This is a genomic window from Paenibacillus sp. N3/727 (assembly GCF_022637315.1).
Lineage (GTDB): Bacteria > Bacillota > Bacilli > Paenibacillales > Paenibacillaceae > Paenibacillus_AQ > Paenibacillus_AQ uliginis.
In genome coordinates, this window is record NZ_CP093336.1 from 5,501,196 (window position 1) to 5,516,600 (window position 15,405).

A 15,405-nucleotide genomic window follows, 5' to 3' on the forward strand; every position below is an offset into this window, starting at 1 on the left:
ACTTCGTTAACCCTGCTGAAACGCCTGTCTCAAGTACTAAGGCCAAAGGCGGATGCGGCAGCATGTGCAATTTCTTCGGCCATTGTCATAACCAGATGAAGAGAGGTAACCTGCAAAGTCCAGTAAGGCTTAGGCCCCTGTACATTAACAACCGCAGCTATACTGTAGTGACCAACCGAAGGAAGCGGCTTGCCCACAGACTGGGCTGGATGGATCGGACCTGCAGATCCAAAGAAAAAGCTAACGGAGGAAGACTGGCCCAAGCAAGCATCAATCGCAATTATAGTACTCCCTTTCGGAATGTCCTGCAGCTTGGTCTCCAGATTACAAGCGTCACAAGGGTCGGAAAGTGTGCCGATAACGTGAGGAAATCCATATTCTAGCAGTCTGCTTCCTGTCAGTGGTCCTAGCGCATCACCTGTTGAACGGTCAGTCCCGATACATAAAAATGTAACTTGGTCCATTGAATGCTGCTGAGAAATGCCTGTAAAAAAACTTTGCAGTTGCTCTCCCGACAATTTGGTTTTCGTCACAGGCGGAGCCTGTTGAAAACCCACATAATCGCCCATTGCCTTCCCCCTTCACGTTATATATGTTGTGTTTGCTGCGAATCTCACTATAATCTGCGAATCCGTAGTTTCCCTGATTTTACCCTAACCGGAGCACTGTGGCAAAAACATTGGTTCGTCTGGCAGCAACATGGTACAATACAGGACGTAAACCCGTTATCAAGTGAGAGGAATGGTGCCAATCATGGATCTAAATGAGAAATCTCAGGAAAACATTGAGTATATGATCGAACAAATCAAATTAAAGCTACGCATGGCTTCAGCGGCTGCTATGCAGGCCTCGGCCTTCTCCAAGGATCAATATGAAGATATCCGTGATTTGTATGATATGGTTATGAGCAAGAACACATTGAGTATATCCGAAGTTGAAGCGCTCGTATCCGAGTTGGGACGCCTGCGTGGAAATTGATCACGTCTTTGTCATTACTAAAAAGCCCCCACACGACTCTCCTACTACAGAGAGACGTATGGGGGCTTTAAGTATCATTTCTTAAGGCATATCAATAACGATAAATTCTGTTTCTTCATCGCTGTTTCCTTTGAAGATAACCTCTTCGATCAAACGTAATTTAAAGTGAATGCTGTTTCCGCTCGGCCTACCTTTTTACCCCCATCATTGTACAGATCTTTCGTAAAAACTTTTCTTAAAGAATCAATTGTGGCCCGGTTGTCGTAACCGAGTTGATCAAGGATAGACTCCACAATGTACCCCCACTCTTCTTCCGAGCCATCCAATATTTTGAAGGTAATGCCGAGTCTCTCCTTTTTCAGGCCAAAACAGTAAACTCCTTTGAAACCGCCTTTGGCAACGATATTTTGATCCTGAAGCAGCAGAGTATCCACTCTTCCGCTCCCCGCCACCATAAAGGGATGGGAGTTCATCGTCTGTACAATCTTTTCAACCGCGCTTCGAGTCGGTTCGTCCTCTATCCGGTCAGGACAAGCCAGTTTCATATAAGCAGTAGCCAATGCTTGCAAGGGTAATGCAAATACCGGAAGACCACAACCGTCTGTACCGAGTATGATTTCATCCTTCGACAGACCACACATATACGCTATGGTGCTCAGAATTTCCTGCTGTACAGGATGATTGGGGTCCTCGTACCCTGCAAGGGGAAGTCCCCTCATCTGACTATAAGCAAGCAGACCCAAATGTTTTCCTGAACAGTTATGATAAATCTTATTTTTATTTCCTCCACTGCGGATTAGAGAATCTCTCGTTTCACCATCGAGCGGATAACTCGAGGCACATACAAGTCGGCTTTCTCCGATTCCCGTCTTGTCCATTATAGAGATTAGCGTCTCTTGGTGTTCATGTTCCCCTCGGTGAGATGCAGTCATAATGGCAATTTCCTGATCCGTCAGATGATAACGGTCTGCTAAATGCGCACGTATGGCCGGAATAGCCTGCAAGGGTTTCGCAGAAGAACGGGTGAATGTGACATAATGCGGGTCGCCGGCAAACGCCTTAACCTTTCCCTCATCGTTTACGATACATATATGTCCACTGTGGGAGCACTCCATGACGTCCGCACGATATTCCTTAACCAGAACAGTTTCCATGATGTTCTCTCCTTCTATACTAATCCATATATTATTGCCCATACCATAGGACAAGATTTAAGTTAAACGTAGCTTAATAATTATAGTACAAAAAGGAGTACATATCAGCAGGCAATTATACTCTAATATAGACATCACTTTCTCTATATCTGACATTTCTTGTTTCACCGTCTTCCTTCACGTTTAAATACCAGATAAGCAAGCCATACCTAATCCTAACAGATTAGAGATACTGAATTATATTAATCTAAAGGAGTGAATGTTCATGAATCATACAGAACAAGAACATCCGATACAGAGTGGATCAACTTTCTTTAAGGGTGCTTTTATTGGTGCATTGGTCGGCGCTGCAGCAGCTCTACTGTTTGCACCGAAGCCTGGCCGAGAACTTCGTGGGGAGCTTTCAGACAAAATCACGCTGGTTACAGATAAAACCAAAGAGGTTGCAGGCGTTGTCGGCGATAAGGCTACTGAGCTTGCCAAAACAGTAAGCAGCAAGGCTTCCGACGTCATGACAACTGTAAATGAAAGCCGTGGTAACATCATGTCGAGCGTTAAACAGGCTTCGATGGATGTGACGGATGAAGTAGCGACTGCTTCTGAAGACGTCAAAAACGTGGCGAAAGATGCTTCCTCTGACGTTAGATGAAGTCGACGAGATACTAAAGCCGCGATAGAAGTAATAGCCAGCTGACAATAGCTGGCTTTTTTATTTAAGTCCCAAATACTTTGTGCCTACGTGAAAAATTGCCGTAACTTTAATTATAGGAAGCCGTGTGCTTCCCTTTTAGGAAGGCGGGGATATGACATGAGTAAAGCAAATCCTTATAACGGCAGTCCGAGGACTTTTGATCGATTGGAGCGTCATGAACGTTCGCGGGAACGGGACCGTTCACGTGAACAGAAGCGTGACCGGGTATTGGAGAAACGCGGACGGTCAGACCAACAACTGCAGAAGCGTAGCGTTTATGATGTGGACGAACATCCCTTTCAATTGAGACATGAAATCAAGAGACTGAACAGCCGATTGGATAAAATTGCTGATTTCCTTGAAAGATTAGACTTTATAGACATTGTGGAGAACTACATGAACCCGAAAAAACGAATGATTACCAACTTTACAGCCGGCCTCTCCCGCGGCCTCGGCATGACGATTGGGACTTTCGTTGTTCTTGGTTTGCTCGGTTACATCTTAAGCCTTTTCGTGGATATGCCGCTTATTGGTGATTATATTGCGGAATTACAAGGCTATATTAATAAATCCAAGTAGTGTTTAGCATAAAGAAGTCCGGACTCCTTCTAACGAGCTCGGACTTCTTTATGCTCCATTATATGTACTATAAGAAAAACGTCTATCGACGTACCTCAAAGAAAACAGACCGCACTTAGCGGTAGTTTTTCTTGCGAGATAAGGTTGCAGTTCACTCCGATGTTTATACTTTATTATCTCTATTAAAAAAGCACGCATATCCCTCTCCTAGGAATAGCGTGCCCTTATGTAGACCAGTCCTCACACCGGATACAGAGAAGCTTGTCCATATCAATACGATGAATTAGACATGATTTGTTTCAATTTCTCTGTTGCTCTCTTCTGGATACGGGATACACTCATCTGTGAAACACCGAGCTTCTGCGCAATGGCGCGCTGGGATTGTCCGTCCTGGAATGCCAAGAGCAGCACTTTCTGCTCCTGCTCCTTCAACTGACTTAATGCCTGCTGTAAATCCATTCGCTTCTCAACAGAATCAAAGTCGTTCACATCAGAGCTGATAAGTTCACCGAGCGTAGCACCCGTTTCTTCTTGAGATAATGGAGAATCCAATGATACATAATGATAGCATTCACGGCCGGCCAGAACTTCTACGGTTTCCTCAACTGTCAGATCCAAGTATTCCGCAATCTCATTAACATCAGGCGATCGTTCCAGCTTCATCATCAATTCATCGATAGCCTGCTGAACAAGTGCGCCCTTTTCTTTAATCCGACGAGGAACCTGAATATACCAGGATTTATCGCGTAAAAAGTTTTTCATATGACCGATCATACTCTTCATCGCGTACGGCTCAAATGGAATTCCTAGACTGATATCATACTGCTGAAGCAACCGGATCAGGGACATCTGCCCCACCTGATATAAATCTTCGTAAAGGTCAGGACGATTACGGGCAATTTTACCCGCAGCCATTTTAACCATCGGTTCATATTTTTGAATTAAGACGGTAGCGATTTCGTTATCCTTCGTCTGTTGATATTCCCTAATCAGACGAATCGCTTCATCTCTGGACTCTGGGGGAGTCACTTTATCGCTCATACAGGCTCCTCGCTTTTCGCAAGCCGTTTGGTAAGAATAACTTGTGTACCCTTTCCTCTCTGATTCATCACACTCACTTCATCCATGAGCGCCTCCATCAAATAAAAACCGAGGCCTCCAATCTGGACTTCGCTGAGCTCTTTATCATGGAGGGTTCCACGACCGTCTGCATTATCATCACTCTCGAAACTCTCCCCTTCGTCTCTGACTGTGATGGATAATGATTCACTAGTGATTTCATACACGACTTCCACCATTCCGCCCTCTTGTCCATAAGCGTATAAAACGGAGTTATTGCATGCTTCTGATACAGCTACCTTCATATCTTCAATCTCTTCATAAGTGAAGCCCATTTTGGAAGCTATTCCGTAAAGATTCAATCGAACAATATCAACATACTCCGCATTGGCAGGTAAATTTAGCGTTATTTTTTGTACTTCAGCATTCATTCTTTTCTTTCCTTTCCTATTGGGAATTCTCCTGGGGGGCAAAGAACTTCGCAATACCAGTCATGTCAAACAGCTTCTGGATTTGCTGAGGAACTTCCTCAACGGCAAAGCGGGCTTCCATACCATGTCTTGCTTTTAAAATAGACAACAGAATTCCGATACCCGTACTGTCGATATATGTAATTTCCTTCAAATTGACGATCAAATCCATGTCCGAATTGCTCACAAGAGGTTCCATAACCATTCGAAAATCAGGTGCAACGGACAAGTCAAGCTCGCCGCTTAAAAACACTGTGCATACACTGTCGTTCATGTGAGTCTTGGCATTAAACTTATCACTATTGTTTGTATTCATAGACACACTCTCTCCCGAAATTTGTTTTCCTTACAAATAACCCGTTATTCGATGTGTTGAAACAACTCAGCAACCAGATTCATCATAGTAACATTTGAGATATTGAGCATGGTGGATGTTCATTATCGACTTTTGCCTATGGCATAGGGATGAATCTTGAAAGGTAGCTTATCCCGACCTAGCAACTGATCTTCCTCTTCATGCTTATGAACCTTAATGGTAAAGACAAACGTTGCCCCCATCTCTTCAGTGGATTCGACCCGGATTTCTCCACCCATCATCTGCACCAGTGACTTACAGATGGCCAGACCGAGTCCAGTCCCCCCATACTTACGGGTCATGGAAGAATCCAGTTGTGAGAATGGTTTAAAAAGCCTGTCAATCTTGTCCGCTGAAATGCCTATTCCTGAATCTTTTACGTTAAAATCAAGAGTTAAGGTTTCGTCCTCTCGCTCAATCAGTGAAATAACCAAATATACCCCGCCTTGGTTAGTGAACTTAATCGCATTGGAAACAAGGTTCATTAACACCTGACGCAGGCGTCCCATATCGCCATAAACCATGCGCGGGATCTGATCTTCTATGAAATAGAGAAGCTCCAGATTTTTTTTGTTAGCCTCAGCCGAAAAAAGCCCAAAAACCTCCTGCACACAAGATTTCAACTCAAATGGATGCTCCTCCAGCTCCATTTTTCCTGACTCCATTTTGGTAAAGTCCAAAATATCATTAATAATCGAGACCAGCGCATCAGCGCTGTTTCGGATAATATCTACATACTCCTTCTGTTCATCCTGAAGATCGCTATCCATCAATAGATCAATCATACCGATAACCCCATTCATGGGTGTGCGAATCTCATGGCTCATCATCGCCAGAAACTCCGTCTTGGCTTTGGCCGCAATTTCTGCCGCTTCCTTGGCCTGTATCAGCTCATGATTGATTTTCTCCAGCTCCTGCGTCTTCTTGTGAAGCAGCATGGATTGAGTCTTCAGCCTTTTATTTGTCAGGTACATATCCACAAATCCCTCAATCTTAGATTTCAGAATTTGGGGGATGAAGGGCTTTACCATATAATCAATAGCTCCGGCAGAGTACCCTGCAAACAGATGTTCCGCTTCCTTGCTGTTAGCCGAAATAAATATGATAGGAATATCTTTCGTCTTGTCTCTCGCCTTTATTAGCCGCGCCGTTTCAATTCCATCCATGCCCGGCATCTGAACGTCAAGTACAATCACGGCGAACTCATATTTCAAGAGATATCTTAACGCTTCTTCCCCGGAAATTGCTTTGACAAGCGAATACTGTTTACTGTCGAGCACCGCTTCCAGTGCAAGCAAATTCTCAGAGCGGTCATCTACCAGCAAAATATGAATCGGATCGTGAACCCCCATGGAATCCTCCTAAAAACACTATTTAATCTTTCGGTATATCTTCTCTACCCGGTCCAGCGGTTCGTACGAATCACTGTAACTTGTAAAATGGATCGACTCTTTCGCCCCCAGTACAAGAATACCAAAATGACTTAAGCTCTCATGAAATAGTCCATGTACGTGATTGCGAAGTTCATCATTAAAATAAATCATCACATTTCTGCAAAAGATCACATTAAATTCGTTGAAGGAACGATCTGTCGCTAAATTGTGTTCTGCAAAAATTATATTTTTCTTCAGGAACGGATGAAAGATAACAGAATTGTATTTAGCCGTATAATATTCGGAGAACGAGCGAGTACCGCCCGCCTCCAAGTAATTTTTAGTGTATTGTTTCATGCGTTTTATATCGAAAACGCCTTCCTTAGCCTGCTGTAACGAACGTGAATTCATGTCGGTTGCATAAATACGTGCCTGATCGTACAGGCCTTCCTCATGCAGTAGAATTGCCATGGAGTATACCTCTTCGCCAGTCGAGCAGCCGGCATGCCAAATCCGGATGTACGGGTATGTTCTCAGAAGCGGGACCAACTTTTTCCTGAACGTCAGGAAAAGATTCGGATCCCGGAACATTTCCGTAACCGGAATGGACAAATTATAGATGAGGCGTTCAAAGCAAGCTCGTTCATGCAGAACTTTATCCTGTAAAGCTGAAATGGAAGATAGCCCTTCTGCAAAAACATGGTGCCAAATTCTTCGCCTCAATGAAGGGAGAGCATAGTTGCGAAAATCATAACCATAGAATCGATGAATGCCTTGAAGTAGTAGCTCAATTTCGATTTGTTCCAGCTCTCGGTCGTTCTTATCTTCCAGATTCCATTCGATGTCCGTATGGTCAGTTGATGTCATTGTTTTGCACCGGCTTTCTCCCTTACCATTTTTATATTCGTTATTCATTACCCAAAAGTGTCACTTACGAATACAGCCACACGCGCATTAACGAAAGAAGTTGTTCAGTTTGAATCGGCTTCTTCATATAATCCGAAGCACCTGCCTCAATACATTTCGCTCGATCTTCTTTCATTGCTTTTGCCGTGAGGGCAATGATCGGCATTTTCTCGAATTGAGGCATTTGACGCAATCTCCGCATCGCCTCGTAACCGTCCATTTCCGGCATCATCATATCCATCAGCACCAAGTCATAATCCGGGTTGGCTTCAAGAAGTTCTAAAGCTTCTCGTCCATTCTCGGCGAAGGTTACTTCCATGTTATAGCTTTCAAGCACACTTGAGAGGGCGAACACATTCCGGATGTCATCATCCACAAGCATGATTTTCTTGCCATCAAAGAGCACTTCTTTATTATGCAACTTCTGGAGTATTTTACGCTTATCCTCTGGCAAATTGGCCTCTACCCGGTGCAGGAACAACGTTGTCTCATCAAGCAGACGTTCCGGTGACTTCACATCCTTAATAATGATGGACTCCGCATATTTCCGTAGGCGGGTTTCTTCCTTACTATTTAACTCTTTACCTGTATAGATAATGATTGGCAAATCAATGAGTTTCTCATCGTCACGAATCTGATCAAGCAGCTCAAAACCGGTCATATCTGTTAAGATCAAGTCCAGTACCATACAGTCATAACGCTGCTTCCTCAATTCTTCAAGTGCTTCCCTTCCTGTCGATACTGCGGTTATCGAGACATCATCATGACCAATAAGCTCAATGATGGAATGCCGCTGGATGTCATCATCCTCTACGATCAGCAGATGCTTCACGGACTGCTCGGTATAAGATTCAATATGAGAGAAGGCACCTTCTAGTGCTTCACGTGAAGAAGGTTTTTTCAGATAAGCGATAGCACCCATCATCAGGCCCTGCTTCACTTCATCCATAACCGATATGACATGTACAGGTATATGACGGGTCGATGCTGAGCTTTTAAGCTCCCCAAGTACTGACCATCCGTCCATTACCGGCAGATGAATATCCAGAATGATAGCATCAGGCTGATAAGACTGGGCCATTTTGAGACCCACATCACCTTGCAGGGCAACCACTCCTTTAAATCCACGACCTCTTGCCATATCCAGCAAAATCTTAGCAAATTTGTCGTCGTCCTCAACAATCAAAAGCACTTTATCCGTTGGCCCAATCTGATCCCGGTCGTCCTCAATACGTATCGCCTTAATTGTCTGCTTAGATGACAGAAAGCTTCTGGACAGTATAAATTCGGAATCTGGTGTTTGCACCGTAGCGGCTGCTTCTTGTTCAGCAGAAGCTTCTGTTCGCCGGCTAGGCAGATAGAGCGTGAAGCAACTGCCCTTGCCCTCTTCTGTCTCCACATGAATGGCGCCGCCAAGAAGGCGGGAAAGCTCCCGGCTAATGGACAATCCAAGTCCGGTTCCTCCGTATTTGCGGCTCGTCGTTCCGTCTACCTGTTGAAATGCTTCGAATATAAGGTCAGTTTTATCATCAGGGATACCAATACCCGTGTCTTTTACAGAGAATACGATATAGTCGCTTTCACAATTCAGAAAATATGGAAGTTTCTCTGGATCGGCCGAAGCAATATCCACTTTAACAGAACCTTTGCTTGTAAATTTAAAGGCGTTAGACAACAGGTTGCGCAAAATCTGTTTGACCCTGTGACCATCAGTTACGATGCTCTCGGGAATCCCATCTTCTATTTCGACTTTTAAGTCAACGCCTCTCTTAGAAGCGACCGGCGCAAAGTTCTGCTGTACAAATCCTTCGATTTCCGTCATATGCACAGGCTCGTTGTTGATTTCCATTTTGCCGGCATCCACTTTGGATAAATCAAGGATTTCATCGATCATCTTCAGTAGATCCGCACCCGACATATAAATCGTCTGAGCATACTCAATCTGCTTAGAAGATAAGTTTCCGTCCTTGTTCTCGGAAAGCAGCTGAGACAAAATTAGCAAGCTGTTAAGCGGTGTTCGAAGCTCATGCGACATATTGGCCATAAACTCGGACTTGTATTTGGTCGTGACAGAAAGCTGCATGGCCTGTTTCTCCATCTGTTCACGTGCTTTTTCAATCTCGTCGTTCTTCTCTTCCACTTCCTGAACTTGTTCCTCCAGAGCCCGCGTCTTAGCAACAAGTTCTGTATTGTAATGTTCCAGTTCTTCCTGCTGCCGCTGAAGCAGTTCCTCGGACCGTTTAAGCACCTCGGTCTGCTCTTCCAAATTCTCATTGGAACGGCGGAGCTCCTCCTGCTGAGTCTGCAGCTCTTCCGATTGACATTGCAGCTCTTCCGTAAGTGCTTGAGATTCACGCAACAGTTCTTCTACCCGCATACGACCGGTGATATTATTCAGGATAATACCAAGAGACTGACTTAGCTGTGACAACAAATGTTCCTGAAGTGACGTAAACTGTTCGAATGAAGCTACCTCCACAACGCCGAGGATTTCGTTCTCGAACATGATTGGATAAATCATGATGGCCCCTGGTTTGGATGAACCCCATCCAGACTGAACCTTCATATAACCTTCCGGCGGACTGTCCAGCGAAATTGGCTTCTTGTCGAGAGCCACTTGACCTACAAGACCTTCGCCAATCACAAAGAATTGTTTAGGGCTTTCACTGCCTTCAAATGCGTAGGAACCTCTAACTTCAAGTTTATTCGGATTCTTGTCTTCCTCGCGGATATACAGTACTCCGTAGCGGGCACCCAGTACCGGTGTAAATTCGCTAATAAACCGTTGACTAACCTCTTCCAGAGAATTGATCCCTTCGAGCAGTTCAGTCACTCTGGCCATGTTGGAATTAATCCAGGATTGGTCCCGTTGAGCCTGCAGATAGGTCTGCTCAAGTCTCTGTTTTTCTTCAATATCCTCAGCCATTTCCTTGAAAACTTGCGCTACTTGTCCGATCTCATCCTTCGAGGTGACCTTGATCCGGCGGACCGCTTTTATTCGGCCCTCACCAAAGCCCTTGATCATCATGGAAACAACGTTAATTCCACGAGTAATGCTTGGAACCACCCATAGAATAACGATCAAGCCGATCAGAAGCCCTGCAGCCATAAAAAAGGTCGTAATCTGAATGGAGCGCTCGTAAGCCGTCTTGGCATCCTCTATATCTTCGTTAATCTTAGCGTTCTGATAGCTCGAAAGTGCATTCAGACTGTCCAGCATTTCTTCCTGAACAGCTTGACCCGTCGTAATACGGTAAGAGTTAGCTCCACTTAAGTTGCCTTCAGCCAAAAGTTCCAATGTTCTGGATTGATATCCTGCATATTGTTCTCTGGCCTTTTCAATCCGATCAAGTAGCTGCTGCTCTTCCGCTACATTTATGCTTTTTATCAGTCCGTCAAAATAAACGCCTACCTTTTGATCCATGGCTTCAATTTCTACCCTTGCCTTGTCTGAGGTCGCTGTTTCCTCACTCAACATCATATTGGTAAGCGCTCGGGCCATGTCGTTCACTTGCCCGCGCATAGCGCTGGAATCCCGAACTTTCAAGTAGCGTTCACTATAAATCGTCTCGAGCTGCTGGTTCATAAAACTGATCCGATCATATCCGATCAAAGTCAAAATAAGCATAATCGTAAGCAGTGTTGTAAATCCTACTACCAGCTTGCTTTTAATCTTCATTCGTTCCCCCCACTCCCCCTTTAAGCTTTATCCATACGAGGCATTTATCATCTTCACGCTCCCCGACAGGATTATCTATAAAAAATTGTTCCTTCATTTCATCTTCTCTCCACTCGCTGGAGCCTCCTAAATGCTGCTTCAAATAATCAAGCTTATCCTCGTGGCTACCCTCAACAAGCTCCAAAATACCGTCCGTATACATCGCAAGATGAGCGTTGCCTTCATAATAGAAGCTGCGCGGTTCCATGTCATCAATGCGGTCAAACAGTCCTACCGGGCAGCAGCCTTGATCCAGAGTCATCACCGAACCGTCCTTCTGAAAGAATAGCGCCGGCGGATGGCCTGCATTAACGTAATTGACCCGCTTCATGCGTGTATCCACGACCACGTAAATAGCAGTAAAATAATATTGAATCAATTGATCACCAAGATGGAGCTGATTGAACCTGCGGTTTAATTCCTGTATAACCTTCTCAGGTTCCACATAAGTGGTAACTGTGTCTTTCAAAACCGAGGCAATGAACATGCAGAAAAGAGACGAGGAAATTCCATGTCCCATCATATCAAGCAGTATTATGCCATATCGGCCGTCACCCAGTGGATACCATGCATACAAATCTCCGGCTAACTCGGCTGATGGCTGGTACAGGGCGTGAACCTCAAAGAGTTCCTCTTCAATGGGAGAACTCAGCACAGCATTTTGAACCATGGCTGCCAGCGTTAATTCATCCTTGATTCGCTGTTCTCTCTCCTTATGCCAATCCTTCTCATGCTTCAAGCGAAGCGCCAAGCGAATTCTCGCCATAAGCTCCACTTTGTTAATAGGCTTAGTTACATAGTCTACAGCTCCAGCATCAAGAGCTTCAGCTAACTTTTTAGAATCGCCGACTGCTGTCACCATAATAATAGGAATATCTTTCAAATGTTCGTACTGTTGTATGATCCGGCAGGCTTCAATCCCGTCCATCTCCGGCATCATCATATCGAGCAGTATTAAATCTATATCAACACGCTTGGGACTGAGGTCTGTGGTACGTTCTCCGATACCGAGGTCGTCCAGCATTTCCAAGGCCGAAGACGCCGTTACAATATCACGATATTGTTCTTTCTTTAAGATTTCTCGGATAATTATGACGTTAGTCGGATTGTCATCAACAATTAGTATTCTCATAACCCTCTCCTTAACGTTGCTCTCAATGCGCATTATACTATACTCCACCCCATGAATATTTCACCTATTTAAAAACATAGATAAGGAATGAGACGGTCTTCGTCCCATTCCTTATCTATTTTTCAAGACCTATTTCCCATCGCGGAAATCTTCCGAAGGAACTGCCTCATGGCTGATCTTTTTTGGCAATAACAAGAACCTTTCCAAGGTCCAGCTGTTTTTCATAAAAATCTGCCTCAGCCTCTGTAAATCCCAATGAAACGATCTTGGCGCGAAGCTCATCCCCACGTGACCGGAATAAATTCGCTATGGAGTCAAACACGCCTTCTTCCTTTATCCCAACTTCTTTAGCTTCCGAAGCTTGTGCTATTCGCTCCGTTTTATCAGAGTCATGAGCCAATACATAAATATGATCGGTTATATAATCCGTAGTCTGTAAATTTTGAATTTCCTGAACAGCCAAAGTACCGTTCTCGACGATTTTTGCGTAGGCTTTTGCATTAGTAGATTCCAAATTGAATACCTCCTATAGGATATACTAGGTTTGTAGCCCTAGATTATTTAACCTTATTTCAAACAATTGAAACAGGTTATTCGCTATAATCGAAAAATAAATCTACACCGGTAATTTCCCCGGAACTTCGATCTTTAAAAACTTTAATGACTTGATGATCCTGTACGTACACATCTCCATCCTCGGCCTTGAAATCAGGATCACCGAGAGATGTTGAGATGTAACCAGTTGTAAGTAAGATGGACTGATCATTCACCTGGATGGATCTAGCCGAAGGCTTCACATGAATATACTCCGTTAACCCGTCACAGAAACCGACCGACATATCCTTATAGTGGTACTCGATCATTCCTAATAATGGATCATGTGTTACTTCAAGCGGTTCCCCCATTTTACGAACCACATCTTCCGCACGGTCCGTCAAGTCGATTCCATTTAAAGTCTCATATCCCTCAATCACTTCTTTCTGCTGAACAGAAACTATAGAATTCAAGGACATCGAGGCATGGACTACAGGTGCAGTCATTCCGGCAGCGGAAACAGGCAGGACACCTGCTCCGCCACTGTAGGGCGAAAGCATACCCATCAACAGCAGCACGACAATCAACATGATTCTTCACCCTTTCTTTTTCCTTACAGACAACCGGCTATATCAGCACTAATGCTTGACTTACCGGGCTTTCTGACGACGGAACTTACTCCAAAGACCAACTGCCACATCGACATAATTCAACCATTGGCCTGAATTCGAAGCTTTAGGTTCATTATATACAGCATCATAAGACTGGAACGTTCGGTCTTGTGCCGTTATCGGCACTGTGGATTGCCGCAGCTCATGTTTCTTTTTCTCTACTTTAGTTTGTCTATAACGGCTGACGACACCGGAAGAAACCTGCTTCACTGCATAGGTCACTTCGCTTAGTGCTTCGCCCAGATTTTTGACTGTATCCATTACGGGATCAATCTGTTTCATCTTGTGCTGGACGTCCACAGTTATATCATTCGTGTTGCGGATCGTCTGCTTCACTTCATAGCTCAACTCATCAATTGTCTTTTGAACTTCCTGAAGCGTCTGAGTTACCTTGTCCAAAGAGTTTGTCGCTGCTTTTAGTGTCTTTATTAGAAAAAAGACAAGGATTGCAAAGGCAATGGCGATAATCGCAACACTGATCTGTGTTAGCATAGACACGACCTCACTTTCCGTTTGTTTGTCTCGATATTCCATAGTTACCCTCACTCTTCCGGTACGAAACAAAGAACAAATGGCCGATTTGTTTCATCACCAGCTTTGTTTCAAGAGAAATAGTCACGGTTAAAGAGAACTACGAGGGGCCAGGATGAACACTCAAGCTCTTCGAAGGACAAGAGATACACATCCAATCCAAACTCATACGGAAAGCAGGGTGATTTATTATGTTAAGATGGTCTGTCATATTGCTCGTCATCGCACTTATCGCAGGAATTTTTGGTTTCTTCGGTATCGTGGAAGCTGCGGTAAGTATCGCAAAGGTCCTCTTCTTCATTTTCCTGGTACTGTTCGTTATTTCTCTCTTTACCGGACGCAGACGATCAATGTAACTAGGGCAGCATAAATCATTACCCGCATACACATATAAAGAGTAAATCAAGGAAATAAGGATACTTCTCAGAAAAAAGAAAAACCAGGCCGCCCGAGGATTTTGATATGCTCCCATCATAGTAGACAGTAGAAAAAACAAAAACTTCTACTTCTACCATGATGGGAGTTTTTATGATGTCCAAAAGGATTCCAATTTCTTTAGAGGTAAAAGGACCATCGCGGCCGTAACAAGCCTGCGGAAGAGCTGGATGATCATGAACGCCTTAAGCTTCGGATCAAAGAACTGGAAGCACGGAACGAATATTTAGAAATGGAAAACGCCCTCGCAAAAAAGTTGGCAGAGATCAAGCGACGAAATACACGCTAACGTTAGTCCGGCATGTGGACTTGTACCAAGCTATCCAAGAACTGCACGCTGAGAAAGGCTATGCCCTCACGAAACTGTGTGAGATGATAACTCGACTTCAGGTTAAGTGCGGTTTTGCTAAAAGTATGTCTCGTGTGAGCCGATGCCTGGATAACCAACCTATTGAACGATTTTGGGGTACATTGAAGGCAGAAAGCTTTTATCTGACGAAACACGACACCTATGATGACGTCCTCGAAGACGTGAGAAATTATATCCGCTACTACAACAATTACCGCTATACAGAGCGATTAAATGGCTTGTCTCCCAACGAGTATCGACGAGCTGCTTAACGATGAGAAAAGAAAATAAACCCTCAGCTCTGTACTTGAACTGAGGGAAATAATCTAACCTTTTTTTGTTTTTTCACACTGTCTACTTGACAGGGGGCACTTCAATCCTTGGGTTGCCTGCTTGGTTGAGAGATATCCCTATCTCCTAATTTTATAAATCAATTTTTGGGACATTTCTACTTTTAGAATTTTATGCAT

At 44.1% G+C, this 15,405-nt stretch carries 16 protein-coding genes and 1 pseudogene; 5 read left to right on the plus strand and 12 right to left on the minus strand.

The genetic code is table 11. The features are described 5' to 3' along the window. Nucleotides 1–29: 29 nt before the first annotated feature. Complete coding sequence (yyaC, locus tag MNQ98_RS25710; protein ID WP_241930747.1) at nt 30–569, minus strand: spore protease YyaC; 540 nt, start codon at nt 567–569, stop codon at nt 30–32. A 184-nt stretch (nt 570–753) separates the two neighbouring features. On the opposite strand from yyaC, the gene MNQ98_RS25715 reads away from it, so the two are divergent. After that, complete coding sequence (locus MNQ98_RS25715; RefSeq protein WP_208917768.1) at nt 754–978, plus strand: DUF1128 domain-containing protein; 225 nt, start codon at nt 754–756, stop codon at nt 976–978. Between the two features lie 149 nt (nt 979–1,127). Here MNQ98_RS25715 and MNQ98_RS25720 read toward each other — a convergent pair whose 3' ends face one another. Next, nucleotides 1,128–2,132 carry an asparaginase gene (locus tag MNQ98_RS25720; RefSeq protein WP_241930748.1) on the minus strand — a complete coding sequence of 335 codons (1,005 nt, stop codon included), beginning with the start codon at nt 2,130–2,132 and terminating at the stop codon, nt 1,128–1,130. Between the two features lie 265 nt (nt 2,133–2,397). Between MNQ98_RS25720 and MNQ98_RS25725 the strand changes: the two genes are divergently transcribed. Both MNQ98_RS25725 and MNQ98_RS25730 read left to right on the plus strand, forming a co-directional pair. Further along, entirely contained in the window at nt 2,398–2,781 is a 384-nt protein-coding gene (locus MNQ98_RS25725) for a YtxH domain-containing protein (protein ID WP_241930749.1), read from the plus strand. A 159-nt stretch (nt 2,782–2,940) separates the two neighbouring features. Then, entirely contained in the window at nt 2,941–3,402 is a 462-nt protein-coding gene (locus tag MNQ98_RS25730; protein ID WP_241930750.1) for a DUF5665 domain-containing protein, read from the plus strand. Between the two features lie 270 nt (nt 3,403–3,672). Here MNQ98_RS25730 and MNQ98_RS25735 read toward each other — a convergent pair whose 3' ends face one another. The 10 genes and pseudogenes from MNQ98_RS25735 to MNQ98_RS25780 form a co-directional block, all read right to left on the minus strand. Next, nucleotides 3,673–4,443 carry a sigma-70 family RNA polymerase sigma factor gene (locus tag MNQ98_RS25735; RefSeq protein ID WP_241930751.1) on the minus strand — a complete coding sequence of 257 codons (771 nt, stop codon included), beginning with the start codon at nt 4,441–4,443 and terminating at the stop codon, nt 3,673–3,675. Further along, a complete protein-coding gene (rsbW, locus tag MNQ98_RS25740; RefSeq protein ID WP_241930752.1) occupies nt 4,440–4,892 on the minus strand; it encodes an anti-sigma B factor RsbW in 453 nt (150 codons plus the stop codon). Before rsbW ends, MNQ98_RS25735 begins: the two co-directional genes overlap by 4 nt. Nucleotides 4,893–4,908: 16 nt before the next feature. Further along, nucleotides 4,909–5,247 (minus strand): STAS domain-containing protein, encoded by a 339-nt coding sequence (locus MNQ98_RS25745; RefSeq protein ID WP_241930753.1) that lies wholly within the window; start codon nt 5,245–5,247, stop codon nt 4,909–4,911. A 167-nt stretch (nt 5,248–5,414) separates the two neighbouring features. Then, a pseudogene (locus MNQ98_RS25750) lies at nt 5,415–6,638 on the minus strand (ATP-binding response regulator); the annotation flags it as partial. A gap of 18 nt (nt 6,639–6,656) precedes the next feature. After that, nucleotides 6,657–7,526, minus strand: coding sequence for a CheR family methyltransferase (locus tag MNQ98_RS25755; RefSeq protein WP_241930754.1), 870 nt, complete (start codon nt 7,524–7,526; stop codon nt 6,657–6,659). Between the two features lie 64 nt (nt 7,527–7,590). Beyond that, nucleotides 7,591–11,244 carry a response regulator gene (locus MNQ98_RS25760; RefSeq protein ID WP_241930755.1) on the minus strand — a complete coding sequence of 1,218 codons (3,654 nt, stop codon included), beginning with the start codon at nt 11,242–11,244 and terminating at the stop codon, nt 7,591–7,593. Beyond that, nucleotides 11,234–12,415 carry a PP2C family protein-serine/threonine phosphatase gene (locus MNQ98_RS25765; RefSeq protein ID WP_241930756.1) on the minus strand — a complete coding sequence of 394 codons (1,182 nt, stop codon included), beginning with the start codon at nt 12,413–12,415 and terminating at the stop codon, nt 11,234–11,236. The genes MNQ98_RS25760 and MNQ98_RS25765 overlap by 11 nt, the downstream gene beginning before the upstream one ends. Nucleotides 12,416–12,581: 166 nt before the next feature. Beyond that, nucleotides 12,582–12,929, minus strand: a complete 348-nt coding sequence (locus MNQ98_RS25770) for a YflT domain-containing protein (protein ID WP_241930757.1) — start codon at nt 12,927–12,929, stop codon at nt 12,582–12,584. 76 nt (nt 12,930–13,005) lie between these two features. Beyond that, on the minus strand, nt 13,006–13,539 hold the full coding sequence (locus tag MNQ98_RS25775; protein WP_241930758.1) for a hypothetical protein: 534 nt from the start codon (nt 13,537–13,539) through the stop codon (nt 13,006–13,008). Nucleotides 13,540–13,599: 60 nt separating this feature from the next. Beyond that, nucleotides 13,600–14,112: a DUF948 domain-containing protein gene (locus MNQ98_RS25780; RefSeq protein ID WP_241934043.1), complete on the minus strand. Its 513-nt coding sequence runs from the start codon at nt 14,110–14,112 to the stop codon at nt 13,600–13,602. Between the two features lie 230 nt (nt 14,113–14,342). Between MNQ98_RS25780 and MNQ98_RS25785 the strand changes: the two genes are divergently transcribed. Both MNQ98_RS25785 and MNQ98_RS29960 read left to right on the plus strand, forming a co-directional pair. Beyond that, nucleotides 14,343–14,507: a DUF1328 domain-containing protein gene (locus tag MNQ98_RS25785; protein WP_208917756.1), complete on the plus strand. Its 165-nt coding sequence runs from the start codon at nt 14,343–14,345 to the stop codon at nt 14,505–14,507. Between the two features lie 493 nt (nt 14,508–15,000). Continuing rightward, complete coding sequence (locus MNQ98_RS29960; RefSeq protein WP_481856678.1) at nt 15,001–15,207, plus strand: IS3 family transposase; 207 nt, start codon at nt 15,001–15,003, stop codon at nt 15,205–15,207. Nucleotides 15,208–15,405 lie beyond the last annotated feature (198 nt).

What these genes read in the sequence shown, in the direction of transcription:
- yyaC (WP_241930747.1), bottom strand. Translation starts at nt 569, where the DNA reads ATGGGCGATTATGTGGGTTTTCAACAGGCTCCGCCTGTGACGAAAACC.
- MNQ98_RS25715 (WP_208917768.1), top strand. Translation starts at nt 754, where the DNA reads ATGGATCTAAATGAGAAATCTCAGGAAAACATTGAGTATATGATCGAA.
- MNQ98_RS25720 (WP_241930748.1), bottom strand. Translation starts at nt 2,132, where the DNA reads ATGGAAACTGTTCTGGTTAAGGAATATCGTGCGGACGTCATGGAGTGC.
- MNQ98_RS25725 (WP_241930749.1), top strand. Translation starts at nt 2,398, where the DNA reads ATGAATCATACAGAACAAGAACATCCGATACAGAGTGGATCAACTTTC.
- MNQ98_RS25730 (WP_241930750.1), top strand. Translation starts at nt 2,941, where the DNA reads ATGAGTAAAGCAAATCCTTATAACGGCAGTCCGAGGACTTTTGATCGA.
- MNQ98_RS25735 (WP_241930751.1), bottom strand. Translation starts at nt 4,443, where the DNA reads ATGAGCGATAAAGTGACTCCCCCAGAGTCCAGAGATGAAGCGATTCGT.
- rsbW (WP_241930752.1), bottom strand. Translation starts at nt 4,892, where the DNA reads ATGAATGCTGAAGTACAAAAAATAACGCTAAATTTACCTGCCAATGCG.
- MNQ98_RS25745 (WP_241930753.1), bottom strand. Translation starts at nt 5,247, where the DNA reads ATGAATACAAACAATAGTGATAAGTTTAATGCCAAGACTCACATGAAC.
- MNQ98_RS25755 (WP_241930754.1), bottom strand. Translation starts at nt 7,526, where the DNA reads ATGACATCAACTGACCATACGGACATCGAATGGAATCTGGAAGATAAG.
- MNQ98_RS25760 (WP_241930755.1), bottom strand. Translation starts at nt 11,244, where the DNA reads ATGAAGATTAAAAGCAAGCTGGTAGTAGGATTTACAACACTGCTTACG.
- MNQ98_RS25765 (WP_241930756.1), bottom strand. Translation starts at nt 12,415, where the DNA reads ATGAGAATACTAATTGTTGATGACAATCCGACTAACGTCATAATTATC.
- MNQ98_RS25775 (WP_241930758.1), bottom strand. Translation starts at nt 13,539, where the DNA reads ATGTTGATTGTCGTGCTGCTGTTGATGGGTATGCTTTCGCCCTACAGT.
- MNQ98_RS25780 (WP_241934043.1), bottom strand. Translation starts at nt 14,112, where the DNA reads ATGCTAACACAGATCAGTGTTGCGATTATCGCCATTGCCTTTGCAATC.
- MNQ98_RS25785 (WP_208917756.1), top strand. Translation starts at nt 14,343, where the DNA reads ATGTTAAGATGGTCTGTCATATTGCTCGTCATCGCACTTATCGCAGGA.
- MNQ98_RS29960 (WP_481856678.1), top strand. Translation starts at nt 15,001, where the DNA reads ATGTCTCGTGTGAGCCGATGCCTGGATAACCAACCTATTGAACGATTT.